The sequence below is a fragment of the Streptomyces sp. V1I1 genome (assembly GCF_030817355.1).
GTDB lineage: Bacteria > Actinomycetota > Actinomycetes > Streptomycetales > Streptomycetaceae > Streptomyces.
Window position 1 is genome coordinate 5114700 of record NZ_JAUSZH010000001.1, and the last position, 22576, is coordinate 5137275.

Annotated in this window: 22 protein-coding genes and 1 pseudogene; 15 read left to right on the top strand and 8 right to left on the bottom strand. The window is 69.7% G+C overall.

Going from position 1 to position 22576, the window contains the following annotated elements; genetic code table 11:
* Positions 1-22: 22 nt before the first annotated feature.
* The 3 genes and pseudogenes from QFZ67_RS24000 to QFZ67_RS24010 form a co-directional block, all read right to left on the bottom strand.
* The gene (locus QFZ67_RS24000) at positions 23-202 is read right to left on the bottom strand and encodes a hypothetical protein (protein ID WP_307663131.1); all 180 of its coding nucleotides are present in this window, start codon (positions 200-202) and stop codon (positions 23-25) included.
* Between the two features lie 207 nt (positions 203-409).
* A pseudogene (locus tag QFZ67_RS24005) lies at positions 410-784 on the bottom strand (ABC transporter permease); the annotation flags it as partial.
* An 11-nt stretch (positions 785-795) separates the two neighbouring features.
* Entirely contained in the window at positions 796-1272 is a 477-nt protein-coding gene (locus QFZ67_RS24010; protein ID WP_307663132.1) for an Lrp/AsnC family transcriptional regulator, read from the bottom strand.
* Positions 1273-1394: 122 nt separating this feature from the next.
* Here QFZ67_RS24010 and hppD point away from each other — a divergent pair, with 122 nt between their 5' ends.
* The 5 genes from hppD (at position 1395) to QFZ67_RS24035 (ending at position 6499) form a co-directional block, all read left to right on the top strand.
* Complete coding sequence (gene hppD, locus QFZ67_RS24015; RefSeq protein ID WP_307663133.1) at positions 1395-2540, top strand: 4-hydroxyphenylpyruvate dioxygenase; 1146 nt, start codon at positions 1395-1397, stop codon at positions 2538-2540.
* Positions 2541-2629: 89 nt separating this feature from the next.
* A complete protein-coding gene (locus QFZ67_RS24020; RefSeq protein WP_307665947.1) occupies positions 2630-3340 on the top strand; it encodes a response regulator transcription factor in 711 nt (236 codons plus the stop codon).
* Positions 3327-5246, top strand: a complete 1920-nt coding sequence (locus QFZ67_RS24025) for a cell wall metabolism sensor histidine kinase WalK (protein ID WP_307663134.1) — start codon at positions 3327-3329, stop codon at positions 5244-5246. Before QFZ67_RS24020 ends, QFZ67_RS24025 begins: the two co-directional genes overlap by 14 nt.
* A 153-nt stretch (positions 5247-5399) precedes the next feature.
* Positions 5400-5819, top strand: coding sequence for a hypothetical protein (locus QFZ67_RS24030; protein WP_307663135.1), 420 nt, complete (start codon positions 5400-5402; stop codon positions 5817-5819).
* Between the two features lie 86 nt (positions 5820-5905).
* On the top strand, positions 5906-6499 hold the full coding sequence (locus QFZ67_RS24035; protein ID WP_307663136.1) for a class F sortase: 594 nt from the start codon (positions 5906-5908) through the stop codon (positions 6497-6499).
* Between the two features lie 57 nt (positions 6500-6556).
* Here QFZ67_RS24035 and QFZ67_RS24040 read toward each other — a convergent pair whose 3' ends face one another.
* Positions 6557-8233: a tetratricopeptide repeat protein gene (locus tag QFZ67_RS24040; RefSeq protein ID WP_307663137.1), complete on the bottom strand. Its 1677-nt coding sequence runs from the start codon at positions 8231-8233 to the stop codon at positions 6557-6559.
* 109 nt (positions 8234-8342) lie between these two features.
* Here QFZ67_RS24040 and QFZ67_RS24045 point away from each other — a divergent pair, with 109 nt between their 5' ends.
* Together QFZ67_RS24045 and QFZ67_RS24050 are read left to right on the top strand one after the other, a co-directional pair.
* Complete coding sequence (locus QFZ67_RS24045) at positions 8343-9710, top strand: FAD-binding oxidoreductase (RefSeq protein ID WP_307663138.1); 1368 nt, start codon at positions 8343-8345, stop codon at positions 9708-9710.
* 98 nt (positions 9711-9808) lie between these two features.
* Complete coding sequence (locus QFZ67_RS24050) at positions 9809-10189, top strand: VOC family protein (protein WP_307663139.1); 381 nt, start codon at positions 9809-9811, stop codon at positions 10187-10189.
* A 210-nt stretch (positions 10190-10399) separates the two neighbouring features.
* On the opposite strand, the gene QFZ67_RS24055 is transcribed toward QFZ67_RS24050, so the two are convergent.
* Positions 10400-10876, bottom strand: a complete 477-nt coding sequence (locus QFZ67_RS24055; protein WP_307663140.1) for an SsgA family sporulation/cell division regulator — start codon at positions 10874-10876, stop codon at positions 10400-10402.
* A 219-nt stretch (positions 10877-11095) separates the two neighbouring features.
* Between QFZ67_RS24055 and QFZ67_RS24060 the strand changes: the two genes are divergently transcribed.
* Together QFZ67_RS24060 and QFZ67_RS24065 are read left to right on the top strand one after the other, a co-directional pair.
* Positions 11096-12640 (top strand): RDD family protein, encoded by a 1545-nt coding sequence (locus QFZ67_RS24060; RefSeq protein WP_307663141.1) that lies wholly within the window; start codon positions 11096-11098, stop codon positions 12638-12640.
* Positions 12641-12704: 64 nt separating this feature from the next.
* Positions 12705-13427 carry an RDD family protein gene (locus tag QFZ67_RS24065; protein WP_307663142.1) on the top strand — a complete coding sequence of 241 codons (723 nt, stop codon included), beginning with the start codon at positions 12705-12707 and terminating at the stop codon, positions 13425-13427.
* Here the strand turns inward: QFZ67_RS24065 and QFZ67_RS24070 are convergent.
* A complete protein-coding gene (locus tag QFZ67_RS24070) occupies positions 13416-13763 on the bottom strand; it encodes a hypothetical protein (RefSeq protein WP_307663143.1) in 348 nt (115 codons plus the stop codon). The genes QFZ67_RS24065 and QFZ67_RS24070 overlap by 12 nt on opposite strands.
* 377 nt (positions 13764-14140) lie before the next feature.
* On the opposite strand from QFZ67_RS24070, the gene QFZ67_RS24075 reads away from it, so the two are divergent.
* Both QFZ67_RS24075 and QFZ67_RS24080 read left to right on the top strand, forming a co-directional pair.
* The gene (locus tag QFZ67_RS24075; RefSeq protein WP_307663144.1) at positions 14141-16558 is read left to right on the top strand and encodes an immune inhibitor A domain-containing protein; all 2418 of its coding nucleotides are present in this window, start codon (positions 14141-14143) and stop codon (positions 16556-16558) included.
* A 123-nt stretch (positions 16559-16681) separates the two neighbouring features.
* Positions 16682-17086 carry a hypothetical protein gene (locus QFZ67_RS24080; protein WP_307663145.1) on the top strand — a complete coding sequence of 135 codons (405 nt, stop codon included), beginning with the start codon at positions 16682-16684 and terminating at the stop codon, positions 17084-17086.
* Positions 17087-17228: 142 nt separating this feature from the next.
* On the opposite strand, the gene QFZ67_RS24085 is transcribed toward QFZ67_RS24080, so the two are convergent.
* Positions 17229-17813 (bottom strand): isochorismatase family protein, encoded by a 585-nt coding sequence (locus QFZ67_RS24085; RefSeq protein ID WP_307663146.1) that lies wholly within the window; start codon positions 17811-17813, stop codon positions 17229-17231.
* Positions 17814-17937: 124 nt separating this feature from the next.
* Positions 17938-19266, bottom strand: a complete 1329-nt coding sequence (locus QFZ67_RS24090) for a nicotinate phosphoribosyltransferase (RefSeq protein WP_307663147.1) — start codon at positions 19264-19266, stop codon at positions 17938-17940.
* 80 nt (positions 19267-19346) lie between these two features.
* Between QFZ67_RS24090 and clpS the strand changes: the two genes are divergently transcribed.
* From clpS to QFZ67_RS24110, 4 genes are all read left to right on the top strand, one after another.
* On the top strand, positions 19347-19661 hold the full coding sequence (gene clpS / locus QFZ67_RS24095) for an ATP-dependent Clp protease adapter ClpS (RefSeq protein WP_307663148.1): 315 nt from the start codon (positions 19347-19349) through the stop codon (positions 19659-19661).
* Positions 19661-20254 carry a DUF2017 domain-containing protein gene (locus QFZ67_RS24100; protein ID WP_307663149.1) on the top strand — a complete coding sequence of 198 codons (594 nt, stop codon included), beginning with the start codon at positions 19661-19663 and terminating at the stop codon, positions 20252-20254. The genes clpS and QFZ67_RS24100 overlap by 1 nt, the downstream gene beginning before the upstream one ends.
* A 344-nt stretch (positions 20255-20598) precedes the next feature.
* On the top strand, positions 20599-22065 hold the full coding sequence (locus tag QFZ67_RS24105; RefSeq protein WP_307663150.1) for an amino acid permease: 1467 nt from the start codon (positions 20599-20601) through the stop codon (positions 22063-22065).
* Between the two features lie 81 nt (positions 22066-22146).
* Complete coding sequence (locus QFZ67_RS24110; protein WP_307663151.1) at positions 22147-22569, top strand: M67 family metallopeptidase; 423 nt, start codon at positions 22147-22149, stop codon at positions 22567-22569.
* The last annotated feature ends 7 nt before the right edge of the window (positions 22570-22576 follow it).

The following is a 22576-nucleotide window of genomic DNA, read 5'->3' on the forward strand; positions in this document are numbered from 1 at the left end:
TCCGGCGACGAGCCCGCCGCGCTCATGCGATGCGCGCGGTCCGTGCGGGCGGCTGCTGTCGCACCAGGCGCAGGCCCAACTCGATGAGCGTCCAGCCCAGTTGCGTACGGAGGTCCTTCCGCGGCCGGCGGTACATGGCGGCCTCGGCCCGCAGTTCCGCGGCCCGCAGCGCATGCAGCTGGAGATGTATGTCGGAGTGCATGTGCGGTGATCCCCTCAGTCGGTGGCGCGCGGGAAGGCGTGCAGATGGAAGCGGACCTGGGCGGAGTCCTGTGTGCCGGTTTCCACTTCCAACTCCCGGTAGCTCTCGATGAGTTGGTGCATCTTCTCGTTCAGCTCATCGGTGAGCTCCGGAGTCAGCCGCAGGGTCCAGTCGCTGAGGTCCGCTGCCTCGATCCACGGCTTCGGCCAGTCGGGCGGTCCGGGACATCCCGATGCCCTTGGCGGCATCCACCAGGGAGGGGTCCACGCCGCGCAGCCCCACGATGGCGTTACGGACGATGGGCAGCAGCCCGTACAGCGTCAGGGCGATCACCGTGGGCGGCACGCCCAGGCCCACCATCGGGATCAGCAGACCGATCAGGGCGAGGGAGGGGATGGTGAGGAAGGCCGCCGTGGAGGTGATGGCCAGATTCCCGCCCCAGGTGCTGCGGTAGGTGAGCAGCGCGATCAGGATGCCCAGCAGGGTGGCGATGACCATGCACTGGAAGACGGCGCTGGCCTGCTGGAAGGCGTCGGTGAGCAGCTGTTGGTGGTGACCCGCGAGATAGTCCCAGAAGCTCACGCCGCTTCACCTCAGACTTCGTCGTCCTCCGCAGCCTGCTCCACCAGCGGAATGATCCGCAGGGGGACCGGATTCTCCATGACGATCGCCGTGGACGCCCGCACGATGCCATCAAAACCGACAACCCGGTCGATCACACGTTGAAGATCGGCGTTGGAACGGGCGACGAGCCGGCAGAGCATGTCACCGTGACCGGTGGTGGTGTGCAGCTCCAGCACCTCGGGGACGCCGTCCAAATGGGCGCGTACGTCCGGGCCTTGTCCCTGCTTGATCTCCAGCGTCGCGAAGGCGGTGACGGGGTAGCCGAGCGCCGCCGGATCGACGTCCGGGCCGAAACCGCGGATGACGCCATTTGACTGAAGGCGGTCCAGACGGGCCTGCACGGTGCCGCGGGCCACACCGAGGCGGCGGGACGCCTCGAGCACCCCTATCCGCGGCTCGCGCGCCAGCAGAACGATGAGCCGGCCGTCCAGATGATCGATCGCCATGGATGTCTCCCGAATGGTCATCCTGTACAGATAGCCCCTTCATAGTGCTCATACGCTAGGCAGATTGCCCAGGGGAAACTCAAACTATTGCGCACCTTGTGGATCGGAGGGAGTCTGCGGTCATGACTGAGACCATCGATCACACCCCGGACACCGCGCGCAAGGCAGACCCCTTCCCGGTGAAGGGAATGGACGCGGTCGTCTTCGCCGTCGGCAACGCCAAGCAGGCCGCGCACTACTACTCCACTGCCTTCGGCATGAAGCTGGTCGCGTACGCCGGACCGGAGAACGGCAGCCGCGAGACCGCGAGTTACGTGCTGACCAACGGCGCCGCGCGCTTCGTCTTCACCTCCGTCATCAAGCAGTCCACCGACTGGGGCCGCTTCCTCGCCGAGCATGTCGCCGAGCACGGTGACGGCGTCGTCGACCTGGCCATCGAGGTGCCGGACGCGCGGGCCGCGTACGCGTACGCCACCGAGCACGGCGCCCGCGGCATCACCGAGCCGTACGAGATCAAGGACGAGCACGGCACTGTGGTGCTGGCCGCGATCGCGACGTACGGCAAGACCCGGCACACGCTGGTCGACCGCTCCGGCTACGACGGTCCGTACCTGCCGGGCTTCGCCGCCGCCGCCCCGATCGTCGAGCCGCCCGCCAAGCGCACCTTCCAGGCTATCGACCACTGCGTCGGCAATGTCGAACTCGGCAGGATGAACGAGTGGGTGGCCTTCTACAACAAGGTCATGGGCTTCACCAACATGAAGGAGTTCGTGGGCGACGACATCGCCACCGAGTACTCCGCACTGATGTCGAAGGTCGTCGCCGACGGCACGCTGAAGGTGAAGTTCCCGATCAACGAGCCGGCGATCGCGAAGAAGAAGTCGCAGATCGACGAGTACCTGGAGTTCTACGGCGGGGCCGGTGTCCAGCACATCGCGCTCGCCACCAACGACATCGTCGCGACGGTACGGTTCATGCGCGCGGCGGGAGTTCAGTTCCTGGACACGCCCGACTCGTACTACGACACGCTCGGCGAGTGGGCGGGCGAGACCCGCGTGCCCGTCGAGACGCTGCGCGAGCTGAAGATCCTCGTCGACCGCGACGAGGACGGCTATCTGCTGCAGATCTTCACCAAGCCCGTGCAGGACCGGCCGACGGTCTTCTTCGAGATGATCGAGCGGCACGGTTCGATGGGCTTCGGCAAGGGCAACTTCAAGGCGCTCTTCGAAGCGATCGAGCGTGAGCAGGAGAAGCGCGGAAACCTGTAGCGGTTGGCCTGCCAGTACCTGCGGCCCCACGGATCCTGACCCGTGGGGCCGCAGAACTGCTTACGATCGGCCGCGTGTGCGCATACGTCATGGTCGCGGAGGACGACGAGAAGCAGGCCGAACTGGTCCGCCGTTATCTGGAACGGGAGGGCCATGCCGTCACGCTCGTACCGGACGGCCGCGCCGCCATTGAATCCGTCCGGCACAAAGCGCCCGACCTGCTCGTCCTCGATGTGATGATGCCGCGGGCCGACGGCCTGGATGTGCTGCGCGTGCTGCGGGCCGAGGCCCGGGAGCTGCCGGTGCTGATGCTGACGGCCCGCAGCACGGAGGACGATCTGCTGCTGGGCCTGGACCTCGGCGCGGACGACTACATGACCAAGCCGTACAGCCCACGGGAGTTGATGGCCCGGGTCCGCACGCTGCTGCGCCGCACCCGCCTCTCCGGCGGCGTGGGCCCGGCCGCCGTCGCCGCCCTGTCGGTGGGCACGCTCGTCGTCGACCCGGACCGGCACGAGGTGACCGTCGACGGCGGCCACATCGACTGCACGCCCGGTGAGTTCCGCATCCTCGCCGCGATGGCCGCCGAGCCGGACCGGGTCTTCACCCGGCAGCGGCTGCTGGAGGAGTTGCACGGCTTCGACCGGTACATCAGCAACCGCACCGTCGACGTCCACATCATGAACCTGCGCAAGAAGATCGAGCAGGCCCCCCGGAGCCCGGCCCGCCTGCTCACGGTCTTCGGCGTCGGCTACAAACTGACCGATCCCGCGAGGAGCACGACCCGTGCCTCGTCTTAGGCAGGGCAAGCGGCTGCCGCTGCGCAAGAGCCTGCTCGGCCGACTGCTCGCCGTGTCCGCGCTGGTCGCCGCCTGCTCGGTGGCCGCCACCGCGTGGCTGGCCGTGCAGACCACCTCCGGTGCGATCAAACAGGAGCAAGGGCAGAACCTCGCCGACGACGCCCGGATCTACCAGACCCTGCTCGGCCATGCGGCGACCCACCTGCGGTGGGACGGCGTCGACGGGACCGTACGCGACCTGGCGAGGCAGACCGGCCGGCGGATCGCTCTGACCACCCCGCAGCGGCAGCTCCTCGCCGACTCCGCCACCCAGTCCTCACCGCCCGCGCTGCCGCCCCAGGCCTCGGCGATCGTCGACCCGCTCTCCGCGGACACCGCTCTCGCGTCGGCGGGTCAGCAGAGTTCCGGTGCCGCGGCGGACCGCATCGACCCGCGCGCCGTCGGGCCGTTCCGGCTGCCGGCGGCGGAGCGGGACCGATTGCGCGAGAGCGCGGACCGCGGCGTGGAGTGCCTGCGCCAGTACGGCATCGCCTCGGACGTCGTCGTAAGCCCCAGCGGACGTCCGCGCATCCAGATCGTGGGCAACGGAGTCGGGCGCATCGAGGGCACCAGGTGCGCGACCGACGCCCTGGACGCGCCGACCGCCACCGAGAAGAAGGCGCTCACCGCCCTCAATCAGCTGGCGAACGCCTGCCTGGACCGCCAGGAACTCGCGCACGTACAGCTGAATCCGGACCTGTCCTGGACGACGAAGCCCGCGCCGAGCGCGCAGAGCGCGCCGACCGTCCGCGGCCCCAGTGACAACGACCGGGCCGTCGCCTCCTGCGTATCGGCCGCGCGCCGCGAACAGCTCAGCTCCCATGTCGCCTCGCCCGCGCTGCTGTTCATCGGCGATGCCGACAGTGCGACCGTCCCCGGCTTCGACCTGTCCCCGGCCAACACCGCCCGGATCGCGGGCGCGGCGGCGCTCGTACTGGCCCTCACGGTGGGCGCGTCCGTGCTCGCCGCCACCCGGCTCGTCCGGCCGCTGCACGCGCTCACCGGCGCGGCCCAGCGGATGAAGGACGGCCAGGAGTCCTCCCCGGTCCCGGTCACCGCGGACAACGAGATCGGACGGCTGGCCGCTGCCTTCAACGACATGTCGGCGCACCGGGCGCGCCTGGAGGAACAGCGCAAGGCGATGGTCAGCGACGTCGCCCATGAACTGCGCACCCCGCTCAGCAATATCCGCGGCTGGCTGGAGGCGGCGCAGGACGGCCTCGCCGACCCGGACCCCGCCTTCGTCTCCTCCCTGCTGGAGGAGGCGATGCAGTTGCAGCACATCATCGGCGACCTCCAGGACCTGGCCCAGGCGGACGCGGGCGCGCTGCGTCTGCACCCCGAGCCGGTCCGGATCGAGGAGCTCCTCGGACAGGTCGCCGCGGCCCACCAGAACCTCGCCGAGACCGCGGGCGTCACGCTGACGGCGCCGGCGGGGCCGCCAGAGGGCCAGGTCCCCGCCCCCGCGCTGAGAGCCGATCCGGTCCGGCTGCGGCAGGCCGTCGGCAACCTGGTCTCCAACGCGGTACGCCACACCCCGCCCGGCGGCGGCGTCACCCTTCGCGCGTATGGCTCAGCGGCCGGTTGTGAGGTGGTCGTCGACGTCGCCGACACGGGCAGTGGCATACCGGCCGAGGACCTTGCGTACGTCTTCGACCGCTTCTGGCGGGCCGAGAAATCCCGCAGCCGGCGCACCGGCGGCAGCGGTTTGGGGCTCGCGATCGTCCGCAAACTCGCGGAGGCGCACGGCGGCACGGCACACGTGGAGAGCACGGAGGGGCAGGGCTCGGTCTTCACGCTGCGGATACCGGCCGCGGGCCCTGGTGGGGCCCTGACGGGAAATGGGATGACGACTTCGACGCGGTGATAGCCCGGATGCGGTGATGACCCGGATGCGGTGACGACCCCGATGCGATGACGACGCTGATGCCATGACCACAGCGTTCTGACAGCTTCTTCATAACTTCGCGCCAGCCTGTCGCCATCACCACCAAGGCCGAGCTGGAATTGGAGCTGTCCCATGTCCCACCGTCTGTCCCTGCGTGCCCTCGCCCTCGCCACCGCCGTGGCCGGCGCGCTGATCGTCCCGTCCACGACGGCCTTCGCCGACACCACGCCCTCGCCGCGGGCGACCGAGCGGACGCCGGCGCCCTCCGAGGGCGGCGACACCGTCACGGCCCCTCGGGACCGCGGGCCTTCGGCCGCGCCGCGCGGCGGCGTGGCCGCCGGGGACAGGGGCACCCCCGCACCGGCCCCGGATCAGGTCTCGGAGCGGCGCTCAGCCGCGCCCCGGGGCGGCGTGAACGCCGGTGAGCAGCCTGCCGGGAACGAGTCCGGCACCACTGCCGCCCTCGCCGGATCGGCCGCCGCGCTCGCCCTGGTCGCGGGCGCGGGCACCGTCGTGGTGCGCCGGCGCGCGGCCGCCCGCCGCGCCGGCTGACTCCCGCAGCGGCGCCGCCCTCGGGCGGCGCCGCTCCGTTCGTCCCCGTTCGCCGCCCCCTTCGCCGCCCCGTCCCTGGAGAGTTCATGTCCCGTACGCACCACCGGGCGCGGTGGACCGGCGCGCTGGTCGCGCTTGCCTGCATCGCGCTGGCGGGCTGTTCGCCCGGCGCCGTGGAGACGGCGGTCGACTCGGCCTCCCGCGCCCCCTCACGTACTGCGTCCGCCTCCACAGCCCCCGGCGAGCCTGCCCGGGTGGCCATCCCGTCGATAGGCGTGGCGAGTTCCCTGATGCGGCTCGGCCGCAACAAGGACGGCACGGTCCAGGTCCCGCCGGCGGACAAGGGCATGACCGCGGGCTGGTACACCGGCGGGGCCGTCCCCGGCGAACGCGGGGCCGCGGTGATCATCGGCCACAACGACACCCGCTTCGGCAAGGCGGTCTTCCACGACCTCAAGAAGATCACCAAGGGAGCGGACATCGCCGTACGGTCGACTCGGGGGACGACGGCCCACTTCACGGTCACCGGCACCGAGACGGTCAGCAAGAGTGCGTTCCCGACCGAGAAGGTCTACGGCGCGACCGGCGAACGCGCGCTGCGTCTCATCACCTGCTCCGGGGACTTCGACGACCAGGGCCACCCGGTGGACAACCTCATCGTCTACGCCACCCTGCGCTGACGCCGGTCCGCGGTGCGAAACCGCCGCCGCGGACCGGCTGGTTGGGGCCGGGTCCCCTCACTCGCTCTCCCGCGACGGCGTCGGGCTCGCGGAAGGCTCTGCCGTCTCCACGCTCTGCTCCGGCGACGACTGCGTCACCGGGGCGGCGTCCGAGGGCCTGCCGTCCGAGGGCGGCGAAGCCTCCTCGCTCTCCGAAGCCGCGTCCGACGGCCTGCCGTCCGAGGGTGGCGACGCCTCCTGGTCCGCCGAAGTCGCACCTTCACCCGATGCCGATGCCGATGCCGATGCCGATGCCGACGGCGATGCCGAGTCCGGACCCGCCTCCGTCTCCATCTCCATCTCCTCGGGGTCGTAGCCCAGCACGTCCTCCGGGCCGCCCGGCGGCGGCTCCCCCAGCACGTCCAGCGCCTCCCTCGCCGCCGGGGCCAGCAGAGGCGAGAAGTACGGGTTGATCCGCAGCGCCTCGCCGAGGTGGCGGCGGGCCGGGCCTGGCAGGTCCAGGGCGCGTTCGATCTCGCCGCGGTGGTACGCGAAGAGCGGGCTCCGCAGCCCCTGGTCCGTCGCCGTCTTCGCGTAGGGCAGCGCATCCGTCGCCCTGCCCGTGCGGTACAGCGCCCAGCCCAGCGCGTCCGCCACGTACATGCTCCGGTGCCCCCGGTCCCACTCGGCCTGCAGGCGTTGGACCGCCGTCTGCGGATCGCCGTGGTCCGCCTCGTAGAGGCCGAGCACGAGCTCCTCGTTCACCCCGTCGATCCCCGCCCGCACCGCCCTCTTCCGCAGCTTCTCGTACTGAGACGACGCATCCCCGTCCAGCCCCAGCGATTGGTACAACTCGCCTGCCTCCAGGGCGTATTCGGGCAGTTGGGCACGGTCGAGCGCCGACTGGTAGTCGCGGAAAGCCTCATCCGTGCGGCCCAGCGCCGCCAGCGCACGCCCTCGTGACGCCAGCGACGGATGGTGGTCCGGCGCCAGCTTCAGCGCCATGTCGTACTCCTCGATCGCCTCCTCCGGCTCGCCCCGCTCCCATGCCAGGTCACCCAGCCGGTGCAGCGCGACCGCCTTCTCCGCGGGCGACTCAGCGCTGCCCACCGCGTCGTACGCCTTCGCCGCCGCGTCCTCGCGCCAGCCGCGCTCGCGGTAGACCTCGGCCATCCGGCCGAGCGTCTGCGGGCCCGGGTGCAGCTTCGTGAGCTTGTCCATCGCCTTGTTCACGGCCTTGTAGTCCCCGAGCCCGCTGTACGCGTCGATCAGCACCTGATACGCCGTCCACCGCTTCGGCTTCTGCTCCGCCGCGCTCTCGCCCAGCGTGCGCGCCTTGGCGAAGTCGTGCCGGGCGTTGGCCAGCGACGCGAGCCCCACCAGCGCGTCGACGTTCCCCTCTTCGCCCGGCAGCACGTCCAGCGAGCGCTGCAGTGCCTCCTCCGCCTGCGTGTAGTACGCCGGCTCCGCCAGCCGGGAGCCCCGCTCCACATACGCCGACCCCAGCACCGCCCACGACTCCTCGTCCCGCGGGTGGGCCCGTACCCACCGCTCCCGGTCCTCGATCAGAGCGGTCAGATCCAGCAGACTGGCGGGCGCCCCCGCGCCCACCGCCGCCATCGCCCGCCCGGCGGCGCCCGGCGTGGGCCGCGGCCCTTCGTTGCCCCACCCGGGCGCGAGCGTGATCACCCCGACAACCAGCGTCGCCCCGACCAGCGTGCTGATCGCGGCGTTCTTCACGTGTTCGCTCTTCATGGCGCTCACTGTGCGCCAGCGCGCAGTCAATACGAAGAACACACCCCGCCCCGCGAGGCTGAAGGCCGACGGGTTCACACCGATGGCCCCCCGGTGCGAGGCTTGCACCATGGACGATCTTCTCGAACGGCTGCGTACCGGTCTGCCTGCCGAAGCCCTGATCACCGACCCCGACGTCACGGTCTCGTACGCCAACGACATGGCGAGCTTCTGCGCGGCGGGCACCCCCGCCGTCGTCGTCCTGCCGCGCACCGTCGAGCAGGTCCAGCACGTCATGCGCACCGCGACCGCGCTGCGCGTCCCCGTCGTCCCGCAGGGCGCACGCACCGGCCTGTCCGGCGGCGCCAACGCCTCCGACGGGTGCATCGTGCTGTCCCTGACCAAGATGGACCGGATCATGGAGATCAGCCCGGTCGACCGGATCGCGGTCGTCGAGCCGGGCGTCGTCAACGCCGTGCTGTCCCGCGCGGTGGGCGAACACGGCCTGTACTACCCGCCGGACCCCTCCAGCTGGGAGATGTGCACCATCGGCGGCAACATCGGCACCGCGTCCGGCGGCCTGTGCTGCGTCAAGTACGGAGTAACCGCCGAGTACGTACTCGGCCTGGATGTAGTCCTCGCCGACGGCCGCCTGATGACCACCGGCCGCCGCACCGCCAAGGGCGTCGCCGGCTACGACCTGACCCGCCTCTTCGTCGGCTCCGAAGGCAGCCTCGGCATCGTTGTCAAAGCCGTCCTCGCGCTCCGCCCGCAGCCGCCCGCTCAGCTCGTGCTCGCCGCTGAGTTCGACTCCGCTGCCGCCGCCTGCGAGGCCGTCTGCGCGATCATGGAGCGCGGCCACACCCCCTCGCTGCTCGAGCTCATGGACCGTACGACCGTCCACGCCGTCAACGCCATGGCGAACATGGGCCTGCCCGACTCCACGGAGGCACTCCTCCTCGCCGCCTTCGACACCCCGGACCCCGCCGCCGACCTGGCCGCCGTCGGCGTGCTGTGCAGCGCGGCGGGCGCCACTGAGGTCGTCCCGGCCGACACCGTCGCCGAGTCCGAACTCCTCCTCCAGGCAAGGAGGTTGTCGCTCACCGCCCTGGAGACCGTCAAATCGGCCACGATGATCGACGATGTCTGCGTGCCGCGCTCGAAGCTCGGCGCGATGATCGAGGGCACGGCCGCCATCGCCGAGAAGTACGACCTCACCATCGGCGTCTGCGCGCACGCGGGCGACGGCAACACCCACCCCGTCGTCTGCTTCGACCACACCGACGCGGACGAATCCCGGCGCGCCCGCGAGTCCTTCGACGAGATCATGGCTCTCGGCCTGGAACTCGGCGGCACCATCACCGGCGAACACGGCGTCGGCGTACTGAAGAAGGAGTGGCTGGCACGCGAACTCGGCCCGGTGGGCGTGGAGATGCAGCGTGGCATCAAGCAGACCTTCGACCCGCTCGGCATCCTCAACCCCGGCAAAATCTTCTGAGTCCGCAGCCCTACGACCCATGCCCGATGGTCCGTACACCGCTCTGCGCATAGCGTGAAGGGAGAGGTCAAACCGCCTCACACCGCAGAGGAGGAGCCGTGCCCGCACGCCTTGACCACACCATCGTTCACAGCCGCGACCGGTTCGCCGGCGCCCGCTTTCTCGCCGAGCTGATCGGGGAGCCGGAGCCCAAACCCTTCGGCCCGTTCGCCAGCCTGCCGCTGGACGGCGGCGTCACTCTCGACTATTTCGATGAGCGGGGCCGCATAACCTCCCAGCATCTGGCCTTCCTGGTCTCGGAGGACGAGTTCGACGAGATTTTCGGCCGGATCACCGACCGTGAACTGCCGTACTGGGCCGACCCCGCACACGACAAGCCGCAGCAGATCAACCATCTCTTCGGCGGCCGCGGGGTGTACATCGACGACCCCGACGGCCACTCCATCGAATTCATCACGCATACGTACGTCACCGACTGACCGCGACTAGGGCGTGTTTTAGAAGTCCCTCCCCCAGAGCTTCGCCTGGGAGGTGCCCCCACCCCGCGACGCCTGGCACGCACACTCGCGATGTTGTCGGAGTCGCCCAAGTACGTCCAGTACGAGGACGATCCTCCGCCTTGCGATTGCACGCACCAGACGCCGCAGGGCCCGCCCTTCGGGCGGACGGCGCTACTTCTAAAACACGCCCTAGCTGTCACTCTGCGACGACTCGTCCGAAGGCCAGGCGTTCGGCAGCCACAGATCGTCGGCCGCGGTGGGCGCGAGCAGCTTGGCGAGGCCGTCGTCGATATCGAGGTGCTCGGACTCGGAGCCCGGAGGAATCACCCGCAGGGTCCGCTCCAGCCAGCTGGACACCACGGCGGCGGGCGCTTCGAGCAGCGCGTTGCCGTCGGGGGAGGTCAGGGCCATCAGCACCACGCCGTGGTCCTCGACCTTGGTCGGCCAGATCCGGACGTCTCCCTGGCCGCAGGGCCTGAACACCCCCTTGACCAGCAGCTCGCGGGCGAAGGCCCACTTGACGGGGTTGTCGGAGCCGATGTGAAAGGCGATGTGCACGGCGTACGGGTCGTCCGTGCGGTAGGTCAGCCGGGCCAGGACGGGGATACTGAGCTCGGACGACAGCACCAGTTGGAGCTCCAGCTCACGTTCCACCACGGTGTGCATGACAGTGCCCTTCCCTCCGCTACGAGGCCCTGTGAGTGGGCCTTGCAGGGAGGGAGCGCGCTCCTGCGCGGCTATGACGCGCCTTTCGGCAACAACTTTCTGTGATGGCTCGGTGACTGGAAAGTGGTCGTTACGGCAGGACCCGCCCGGCGATGCGCAAGGGTCTGATAGATGTGGAGCCTTGAATTGAGGCTCTCGAGGAGATACGGGACCACGGTGATGAGCGCCCCCACCCCGGCCACCGGCGACGGCAGCCCCACGCCCGGCTACTACCCGGATCCATCCATTCCTGGATATGTCCGGTACTGGAACGGTGCCGCCTGGGTTCCCGGCACGAGCCGGCCCGCGCCCAAGACGGGCGAGGCGATGCCTGCCGCGCCCGGCCCTGCGGCAACCGCGGCCGACGCCGCGCCTGCGGCCCAGCCCCAGCCCCAGGCCCCGGCGTCGGTGGAGGAGACCGGTCCGGTCTTCTTCGACGAGGAGCCGGACGACGAACCGTCACGCCCGGAGCCGGCCACCGCCTGGCAGGCCGACGCCGCGCGTCAGACCGGCTTCGGCGGCGAGCGCGACAACCGCGTCGCGTGGGGCGGCGGCCAGGACCCGCGCACCTCAGACCGGGGAGGCGCGCCCGCCGACCCGCGCCTGCCCGCCTCGTCGAGCGCGCCCGCGGACCCGACGGGCGGCGCCCTGCCCGGCCAACGCTCGCTGGGCCCGGCCGCCGGGGGCGAGCCCCCTGCGGACGGTACGGTCGCGATCCGCGCCCTGCGCCCGGGCAAGGGCTCGCCCGCAGCCGGGAGTTCGGGCACCGCGGACCCCACGGCGGCAGCGCCCACCGGCGACCCGTCCGTCCGCCGCCCCCAGCCGCAGCCGCCCGTCGACGGGACTGTCGCCATCCGCGCGCTGCGCGCCGGCGGCGGTGCGTCCGCCGGGCAGGCCGATGGACCGTTGTCCGTCCGGTCGATGACCCCGGGCGCATCCGGGGCCGCGGCCCCGACCGCGCCCGCACAGCCCCAGTCCCGGTCCCAGCCCCAGGCTCCGGCCCAGCGCCGCCCGCAGCCTCAGGCGCCGGTGCAGCCGCAGCCGCAGCCCCAGCCGCAGGTGCCCGCGCAGGCCCAGGCGCCCGTCACCAACGGCCCCGGCGGCGGCTCCGCATCCTGGGCGCAGCAGGTCCACCGGCTCGCCCAGCCCGGACCCGCGTCCGCCGCCGAGGCCGAGCAGCCCGTGGTGCCCTGGAAGCCGCCGGTCAGCGACCCGTTCCTGCAGGCCGCCCAGGCCCAGGCTGCGGCCCGTCCCGCCTCGCTCGGAAAGCGGCTCGCCGCCCGGCTGATCGACGCCCTGCTGCTCGGAGCGCTCGTGGGCGCCGTCGCCGTACCCGTCGTGTCCCAGGCGCGCGCCCATGTCGACGACAAGATCGAGGCGGCGAAGCAGTCGGGCGAGACGGTCACCGTCTGGCTGGTCGACTCCACCACCGTGGGCCACCTCGGCATCATCCTCGGCGCGCTGCTGGTCCTCGGTGTGCTGTACGAGGCGCTGCCGACGGCGAAGTGGGGCCGCACCCTCGGCAAGAAGCTCTGCGGACTCACGGTCTGGGACATCGAGTCCCACGAACCCCCGTCCTTCGGGGCCGCGCTGCGCCGCTGGCTCGTCTACAGCGTGCTCGGCGTGATCGCCCTCGGCGTGCTCAATGTGCTGTGGTGTCTGTTCGACCGCCCGTGGCGGCAGTGCTGGCACGACAAGGCGGCGCACACCTTCGTGACCGGCTGACCGCGTTCCCCCGAACGGCGTGCGAGCCGTTGCGGGGGCCATCGGGGCGCGGTGCACTGCCCCCATGAGCAACAACCATCCGCCGCCCGGCCAGCCGCCCGAGGACGACCCCTTCAAGAAGCCACAGGAACCCACCCCGCCGTCGGCGGGCGGTCCTCAGGAGCCCCCGCCTCCAGGGGGGCCGCCGCCGCCGGGAGGGCCGTACGGCACTCCACCGGGTGGCGCCGGTCCGTACGACGGCGGTGGTGGCGGCCAGCCCCCGCCGCGCGATCCCTACGGAGGCGCGTACGGTGGCGCGGACCCGCTCGCCGGGATGCCGCCGCTCGCGGACTTCGGCAGGCGGTTCCTGGCCCGCGTGATCGACGCGCTGATCGTCTTCGTGCCGCTCTTCCTGATTTCTCTGGCCTTCGGAGGCTGGGGCGTCGGGACGGGCAACGGCGACAGCTGGGACGACATCACCGACCAGGTGAACACCGGCAGGCAGTGGATCTGGTCGCTGGTCTCCCTGGTCGCGTACGTCGGCTACGACACCGTGATGACCACCAAGGGGCACGGTCAGACCGTCGGCAAGCGCCTGATGAAGATCCGGGTCGCCATGCTCAACGACGGCAGCGTGCCGGACACCAGCTCCTCGCTGATGCGCGCCATCGTGCTCTGGGTGCCCGCGCTGGTCTGCTGCTTCTGCATCTGGTGGCTCGTCATCATGGTTACGATCCTGGCCGACAAGCCGTACAGACAGGGTCTGCACGACAAGGCGGGCAAGACGGTCGTGGTGTCAGCGGCGTAGTGAGGGCTCGCTCACCCTTGTCTCCGCGCCCGCGTGTGCGTGGGATGCCGGCACCCGGGTGGTGAGACCGTCGGCGGAGGCGGCCGAGGCGGAAACGCCGGAGGCGGCGGCATGGTTCGTACGGACCGTGTGCGCCGCCCTCGCCGTCCTCGTTCCCTGTGCGGTCCTGCCCATCGGCAGGGCGACCGCGACCACCAGACCGAGCGCCATCGATGCGACGCCTATGGCGGCGACAGCGATGCCGTTGGTGGTACGGGTGAGCAGCAGCAGGGCGAGGGTCGAGAACACGACTGTGGCCGAACCGTAGGCAAGCTGTGCGGCAGTCGGACGCGGCATGACGGTATCCGTCCTCGGGACTCGGGACATGGTCAGGGGGTGTCTCTCAACGCGGTCGCACGGTCAAGTGACTCTACGACGGTGGATGCCCGGGAGGAACCGGCGGTAAGCGTGACCTAACCCACGGTGCCGGTGCATGGGGGGCGCACTGAGTCATTCGTTCGCCCAACTGTTCAATCCAATGCGCCCGTTGTTCGGTGGCTCGTCGTCCGGATACCGGAACCCGTCTCGCGCATAGTGCAGTTGGTCTGCTCAAGTCAAGGACTGTCTTTTCTTCGGCAACTCCGGTCGAATGTCGTCACTTGTGACGCGACACCGCGCGCGGACGACCCCACATCCGGTCCGTTGCGACGGACCGCGGGGGAGGACAGTATCAAGTGACCACCAAGCGACGGACGATCAGAGCGTCCGCGGTGCTCGTGGCTCTGGCCGCGACAACCGCGTCGGCCTCGGCGTTCAGCAGTGCGCAGGCCGACAACCAGCCGTCGTCGGGCCCGGCAGGCATCGAGCGCCATGACCCGGCGCCGCAGAAGGGCCAGGTCGAGCACGACCTGGAGGGCCCGTTCAGCAAGCAGCAGGAGCAGCAGCGCGAGGCTGCGCTGGAGCAGGTCATAGCCGGCGACGCGACCGTGCAGAAGCGCGGCGCGTCCAATGTCGTGAAGCTCGGCGACAAGAAGTACGTCGAGCTCGGCCGGGAGAAGACGGACAAGATCTTCACGATCCTGGTGGAGTTCGGCGACAAGGTCGACGACACCACGATGTTCGACCCGGACGGCCCGGAGGGCCCCGAGGCACCGGTCAAGAAGTACGGCGGCACGCCGGGACCGCTGCACAACAAGATCGCCAAGCCGGACCGTAAGACCGACAACTCCACGGCCTGGCAGGCGGATTACAACCAGAAGCACTTCCAGGACCTGTACTTCGGCACCGGCAAGGACAAGACCGGTCAGCCGAAGCACTCCCTGAAGACCTACTACGAGAAGACCTCCTCGGGCCGTTACTCGGTCGACGGCGAGGTCTCCGACTGGGTCAAGGTCGACTACAACGAGGCCCGCTACGGCTCCAACTACTGCGGCGACAGCAACTGCGCCAACGTCTGGGACACGGTCAAGGACGGTGTCACCGCCTGGGCCGCCGACCAGAAGGCCAAGGGCCGTACCGACGCGCAGATCAAGGCGGACCTGGCCAAGTACGACCAGTGGGACCGCTACGACTTCGACAACGACGGCAACTTCAACGAGACCGACGGCTACATCGACCACTTCCAGATCGTCCACGCGGGCGAGGACGAGTCCGCCGGCGGCGGCGCCCAGGGCGGCGACGCCCTGTGGGCCCACCGCTGGTACGCCTACGGCACCGACGCCGGCAGGACCGGCCCGTCGAACAACAAGGCCGGCGGCACCCAGATCGGCTCCACCGGCATCTGGGTCGGCGACTACACCATGCAGCCCGAGAACGGCGGCCTCGGTGTCTTCGCCCACGAGTACGGTCACGACCTCGGTCTGCCCGACCACTACGACACCTCGGGCAAGGGCGAGAACTCGACCGGCTTCTGGACCCTGATGTCGGCCGGCTCCTGGCTCGGCACCGGCAAGGACTCCATCGGCGACCTGCCGGGCGACATGAACGCCTGGGACAAGCTGCAGCTGGGCTGGCTCAACTACACCAAGGGCAAGGCGGGGACGAAGTCCGCGCACAGGCTGGGTGTGGCGGAGTACAACACCAAGAACCCGCAGGCGCTCGTCGTCGAGCTGCCGAAGAAGCCGGTCACCACGACTGTCGTGAAGCCCTCCGAGGGCTCCAAGCAGTGGTGGAGCGACATGGGTGACGACCTCAAGAACACCCTGTCCCGTCCGGTCGACCTCACCGGCAAGTCCAAGGCGTCCCTTGAGCTCTCGGGCTGGTGGGACATCGAGGAGGGCTACGACTACCTGTACGCCGAGGTGTCGACGGACGGCGGCGCCAACTGGACGCCGGTGGACGGCACGGCGGACGGCAAGCCGATCAGCCGCGACGCGGGCGACAAGCCGGCGCTGACCGGCGCGTCGGGCGCGTACAAGAAGCTGGCGTACTCGCTGGACGCGTACGCGGGCAAGAAGGTCGACGTCCGCTTCCGCTACCAGACGGACGGCGGCGCGGGCGGCAAGGGCTTCGCGGCGGACGCGCTGAGCGTGGTCGCGGACGGCACGGCGCTGTTCACCGACAACGCCGAGGGCGACGACGCGGGCTGGACCTCGAAGGGCTTCTCGCGCATCGGTGAGTCCTTCACCAAGGAGTACGAGCAGTACTACCTGGCCGAGAACCGTCAGTACGTCTCGTACGACAAGACGCTGAAGGTCGGCCCGTACAACTTCGGCTTCAAGGCACCGAAGGACTCCTGGGTCGAGCACTACCCGTACCAGAACGGCCTGCTGATCTGGCTCTGGGACACCTCGCAGAAGGACAACAACACCAGCCAGCACCCGGGCCGCGGCCTGGTCCTGCCGGTGGACGCGCACCCGAAGGCCCTCAAGTGGGCGGACGGCACGCTGATGCGGAACAAGATCCAGACGTTCGACTCGCCCTTCAGCCTGCGGCCGACCGACGGCTTCACGCTGCACAAGGCGGATGTGGGGCTCCGGATCAAGCCGCAGGCGGGCAACCCGGTCTTCGACGACCGCAAGGGTGTGTACTGGTTCGCCGAGAACCCGACGGCGGGCGTTCAGGTAACTGACACCAACACCAAGATCTCGGTCGTGAGCGAGCCGTGGAACGGCCAAACGATCACGGTCAAGGTTGGTCCGTCGACCAATTAGTTCGCGTTTTACCAGGTCAGAGCATGATCGGCCGTCGCCCTCTAGCGGGCGACGGCCGATCGTGTTTAGGTGCGTCTTGCCAGGTCCTTATTGACATGCCATCTCACGGGGGAGTGGTTCCGCATGCCCGGCGGAGGTTTTTGCAAGCTGCCGAACGGCAGCGTGGTGGTCGCGCTCAGCCTGCCGAGCCCAGTGGGCGACGGCAGCCCGGTCCGCTTTCTGGTCCACTCGGCGAACCGCGCGAGGGCGCTGACGCGGCTGCGGAATCTGGGCCTGCGGGCGGTGTATCTGCGGGGCAACGCGGAACCGCCGACCCCGGACGAGGTCACGGCGGTGCTGCACCACCCGGACGGCCTGCTGTGGCGCGCGACGCCGGAGGACCACGAGGAGCTGTGGCACCCGATACGGGCGTTGTTCAGCCCGGCAGCGGGCACCCGACGCGAACCGGGGGCCAGCCCCCAGACCCCGGTACTTCCCCTGCGCCCTCCGGGCGTAGGAGAAGTGTCCTCAATCGCCGGACGGGCTTGATTTCCGCCGGGCGAGATCAAGCCTCTCCGGCGATTGAGGAGCGGGGTCCGGGGCGGAGCCCCGAAAACAGCCTCGTGGGGGTCCCCCCGGACGAAGTCTGGGGGAGCTTGAGGCGCGGGGGTCCGGGGGCGGAGCCCCCGGGTCAGACCACCGGCTTGCCGGACAGCTCCACGCCCGCCGCCCGCAACTCCTCCAGCGCCCTCTCCGTCGTCTCCTCCGCGACCCCCGCCGTCAGGTCGAGCAGCACATGCGTCGTGAAGCCCTCCCGCGCCGCGTCCAGCGCCGTCGCCCGTACACAGTGGTCCGTCGCGATGCCGACCACGTCGACCTCGGAGACCTCACGCGCCCGCAGCCACGCCGCCAGCGTCGTGCCGTTCTCGTCCGCGCCCTCGAAGCCGCTGTACGCAGCCGCGTACGCGCCCTTGTCGAAGACCGCGTCGATCGCGCCCGACGCGACCGCCGGTGCGAAGTTCGGGTGGAAGCCCACACCCTCCGTGCCGGCGACGCAGTGGGGCGGCCACGACCTGACGTAGTCCGGGTGCTCCGAGAAGTGGTCGCCCGGCTCGATGTGGTGGTCGCGGGTGGCGACGACATGGCGGTAACCCGGCTGGGCCTGGCCCACCAGGTCCGTGATGGCGGCAGCGACTTCGGCACCCCCCGCCACCGCGAGGCTGCCGCCCTCACAGAAGTCGTTCTGAACGTCCACGACGATCAAGGCGCGGTGCATGGCGGGTGTCCTTCGATGGGGGGTTCGGCGGAGAGTCCTGCGGGCTGCGAACGGATGTATTGAGCCTAGAGACTTCGGCCGCCTTGCGGGAGAGGGCTTCAGACGCCGTTCACGCGGACTGAACTCATATGTACTCCGTGGGCAGGACCGGCTCGCCCCTGGACAGCTGCATCGCCGACAACGGCAGCCCTGCCCGCGCCGCTATGTGCCGCTCGCGCACCGCGTCCAGCGGCTCGCGGGCGACGACCTCGCCGCCCTTGACCAGTTCCACCAGCAGCTGCCGGTCCACCAGGTCCGACGGCACCGTGTCGACACAGATCACCTCCGCCTCTGCGACCCCGTCCTCGTCCAGTCGGCGCGCGGCCCACTTGCGGCCGCCGATGGAGGTCTTGCCGCCCAAGGATTTCTTCGCGACCGGCAGCAGCGGAGCCCTGGGGTCGGCGGACTCGGACCTGGCGACCAGCTTGTAGACCATCGAGCAGGTGGGGTGCCCGCTGCCGGTGACCAGCTGTGTTCCCACGCCGTACGCGTCCACCGGCGCCGCGGCCAGCGACGCGATGGCGTACTCGTCCAGGTCCGAGGTGACCACGATCTTGGTGCCGGTCGCGCCGAGCTCGTCCAGCTGCTGCCGCACCCGGTGGGCGACCAGCAGCAGGTCCCCGGAGTCGATGCGTACGGCACCGAGCCCGGGACCGGCGATGTCCACGGCCGTGCGGACGGCCTCGGCCACGTCGTAGGTGTCGACCAGCAGCGTCGTGCCCCGCCCGAGCGAGTCGACCTGAGCCTGGAAGGCGTCGCGCTCGCTGTCGTGCAGCAGGGTGAAGGCGTGCGCGCTGGTGCCCACCGTCGGAATGGCGTAGCGGAAACCCGCCGCCAGGTCGGAGGTGGAATTGAAGCCGCCGACGTACGCAGCGCGGGCCGACGCGACCGCGGCGAGTTCGTGCGTACGCCGTGCGCCCATCTCGATCAGCCCGCGCCCGCCCGCCGCCGTCGACATCCGGGAGGCCGCGGCCGCGATCGCCGAGTCGTGGTTGAGGATCGACAGGGCGACGGTCTCGAGCAGCACACACTCGGCGAAGGTGCCCTCGACCCGCAGTATCGGCGAGCCCGGGAAGTAGACCTCGCCCTCCGGATAGCCCCAGATGTCGCCGCTGAAGCGGTACGAGGCGAGCCACCGCAGCGTCGGCTCGTCGACAATCTTTCGCTCCCTCAGAAAGCCCAGCACGCCCGCGTCGAAGCGGAGGTTCTCGACGGCGTCGAGCAGCCGGCCGGTGCCCGCCACGACGCCGTACCGCCGGCCCTCGGGGAGCCTGCGGGTGAAGATCTCGAAGACGGATCGGCGGTCGGCGGTGCCGGACTTCAGTGCCGCCTGGAGCATCGTGAGCTCGTACTGGTCCGTGAAGAGCGCCGTCGACGGAACGTCCACCGGCAGCCCAAGGTCCGCAGGGTTCATACGCCGGATGCTATCGCACATCTCGTCAGAGTGACGAGATGTGCGGGTCGTTTGTGCGATGAGCCCCCTTGGGTGGCAGCATGGACCAGGTGAGTGTTGCTCCCACAGAGATCGAACGCCCTGAGTCGGCGGAGGAGACCTTCGCCGTGCCCGAGCCCGACGTGCCGTGGGTGACGCTCGTCCACAACGACCCGGTCAACCTGATGAGCTATGTCACCTATGTCTTCCAGGCCTATTTCGGCTACTCCAAGGACAAGGCGCACAAGCTGATGCTCGACGTCCATCACAAGGGACGCGCCATCGTCTCCAGCGGCAGCCGCGAGGAGATGGAGCGTGATGTGCAGGCGATGCACGGTTACGGGCTGTGGGCGACGCTGTCCCAGGACCGCTTCTGATGGCCGGGCACTTCGAGTCGATTCCCGGCGGCGGCGCCGCCGTCGCGCTCGACGAGGTCGAGATCTCCATCCTGCGCTCGCTGGCCGTTCAGCTGCTTGAGCTGATCGGGCCCGGCGACGAGCCGGTGGAGGGCGAGGACCCGCTGGCCGCACTGTTCTCGGAGGGGCCGAGCGAGCCGCCGACCGACCCGGCGCTGGCCCGCCTTTTCCCGGAGGCGTACGCAGGTCCCGGCGCCGACGTAGAGGACGAGGAACTGCTCGCCGCGTCTTCGGAATTCAGGCGCTTCACCGAGAACGACCTGCGCTCCCGCAAGCGCGACGACGCGCTCGCGGTCGTCCGCACCCTCGACTCACTGGCCTCGGCCGGCGAGGGCGGTGTCGTCCTGAAGCTGACCGCCGATGACTGCCTGCACTGGCTCGGCGCGCTCAACGACCTGCGGCTGACCATCGGGACCCGCCTGGAGGTCAGCGACGAGGACGAGAACGGCGAGCTGTACAGGCTGCCCGACTCCGATCCGCGCAAGCCGATGGTGATGGCGTATCTCTGGCTCGGCGCGCTCCAGGAGACGCTCGTCGAGACCCTGATGTCCTGATCCCTGATGTCCTGAGATGTCTATTCGGACGCCATCAGGCGTTCGCTCAACGGACACTCAAATCCGGATAACGATCCCGTCACCGCCGCGCCTTGGATTGCGGTGTCCGGGGGGCGTTTGTCCTCTTCTTCGTGTGGCGTGTGCCACGTCTCCTGGGTGAATCAATGTTGCCGACGTGATAAATCTTCACGACCGCCTGCGGGACGCCACCCATGTCCCCAGGGGCGCTTGGGCCGGCTGATCGCCGGTAGCACTCCATCCATTTCCGGGGGGATCAGGACCTGATCCGCAGTGCGCGGCAGATGCAGCGGACGCGGACCAGCATGGAGAAAGGGCGCATCACCATGACCTCACTGCAGGTCGACAAGCACGACGGCAATGAGGCCGCGGGGTCCGCGGCAGGCGCGGACGAGGGCTACCAGCGCGGACTGGGTGCTCGTCAGATCCAGATGATCGCGATCGGCGGGGCCATCGGCACCGGCCTCTTCCTCGGCGCGGGCAAGGGCATCTCCAAGGCCGGCCCCAGCCTCATCCTGGCCTACGCCATTGCGGGCCTGGTCATCTTCTTCATCATGCGGGCGCTGGGCGAACTGCTCATGTACCGCCCCGTCTCGGGATCCTTCGCCGAGTACGGGCGTGAATTCGTCGGTCCTTTCGCGGGCTTCGTCACCGGATGGACGTACTGGCTCTTCTGGGTCGTCACCGGCATCACCGAAGTCACTGCGGCCGCCACGTACATGACGTACTGGTGGGACATTCCGCAATGGCTCTCCGCGCTGGTCTTCACCGTCATCCTCTACGCCGCGAACCTCATCTCCGTGAAGCTCTTCGGTGAGCTGGAGTTCTGGTTCTCGATGGTCAAGGTGACGGCCATCATCGGCATGATCCTGATCTGCGCCGGTGTGCTCACGATCGGCTTCTCCGACGCCGGTGACACCGCGTCCGTCACCCACCTGTGGTCCGACGGCGGCTTCTTCCCCAAGGGTCTCGGCGGCACGCTGATGACCCTGCAGCTCGTGATGTTCGCCTTCCTCGCGGTCGAACTGGTCGGCGTCACCGCCGGCGAGTCCAAGGACCCGGAGAAGACCCTCCCCAAGGCCATCAACACCGTGCCGTGGCGTATCGCCGTCTTCTACGTCGGCGCGCTGATCATGATCCTGTCGGTGGTGCCCTGGACCCACTTCCAGCCGGGCATCTCGCCGTTCGTCGCCGCCTTCGAGAAGATGGGCCTCGGCATCGGCGCCGCGATCGTCAACTTCGTCGTGCTGACGGCCGCACTCTCCTCCTGCAACTCCGGTATGTACTCCACCGGCCGCATGCTGCGGGACCTGGCGCTCAACGGGCAGGGCCCGAAGGCCTTCACCAAGCTGACGGAGAACGGCCTGCCGCTGATCGGCACGACCTTCTCCGCCGCGCTGATGCTGGTCGGCGTCTGGATCAACTACAAGGCTCCGGGCGAGGCGTTCAACTACGTCGTCTCCTTCGCGACCATCTCCGGCATGTGGGCCTGGATCATGATCCTGGTCAGCCAGATCCGCTACCGGGCCAAGGCGGACCGCGGTGAGCTGCCGCAGTCGACCTTCAAGGCGCCCGGCGCCCCGTACACCAGCTGGTTCGCGCTGCTCTTCATCTGCATGGTCATCGTGATGATGGGCATCGACAAGGACGCGCGGATCTCGCTGTACTGCGCGCCGCTGTGGGCGCTGCTCCTCGGCGTCTCGTACCTGGTCCTGAAGAAGCGCAACCCCGAGGGCGCGGCCTTCGCCAAGCGCTCACCGCAGCGCGGGCCCCGGCGCCGACCGCTGCGCTGACCCCAGCGCCGACGTCCGTCATTCGGGCCGGTCCGTACCACCCTTCGGTACGGGCCGGCCCTTCTGCTTATCCTGTCGCTCATGCTGACCCTCACCCAGTCTCTGTTCGACCAGATCGTGGCGCACGCCCGCGCCGACCACCCCGACGAGGCCTGTGGCGTGGTCGCGGGCCCCGAGGGCAGCGGCCGCCCCGAGCGCTTCATCCCGATGCTGAATGCCGCCCGCTCGCCCACGTTCTACGAGTTCGACTCGGCGGACCTGCTGAAGCTCTACCGGGAGCTGGACGACCGTGACGAAGAGCCGGTGATCATCTATCACTCGCACACGGCGACCGAGGCGTACCCGTCCCGTACGGACATTTCGTACGCCAACGAGCCGGGCGCCCACTATGTCCTGGTCTCCACGGCCGACACCGACGACGCGGGCTCCTTTCAGTTCCGCTCCTTCCGCATCGTCGAGGGCGAGATCACCGAGGAAGAGGTCAAGGTCGTAGAGGCGTACTGAGCGCGAC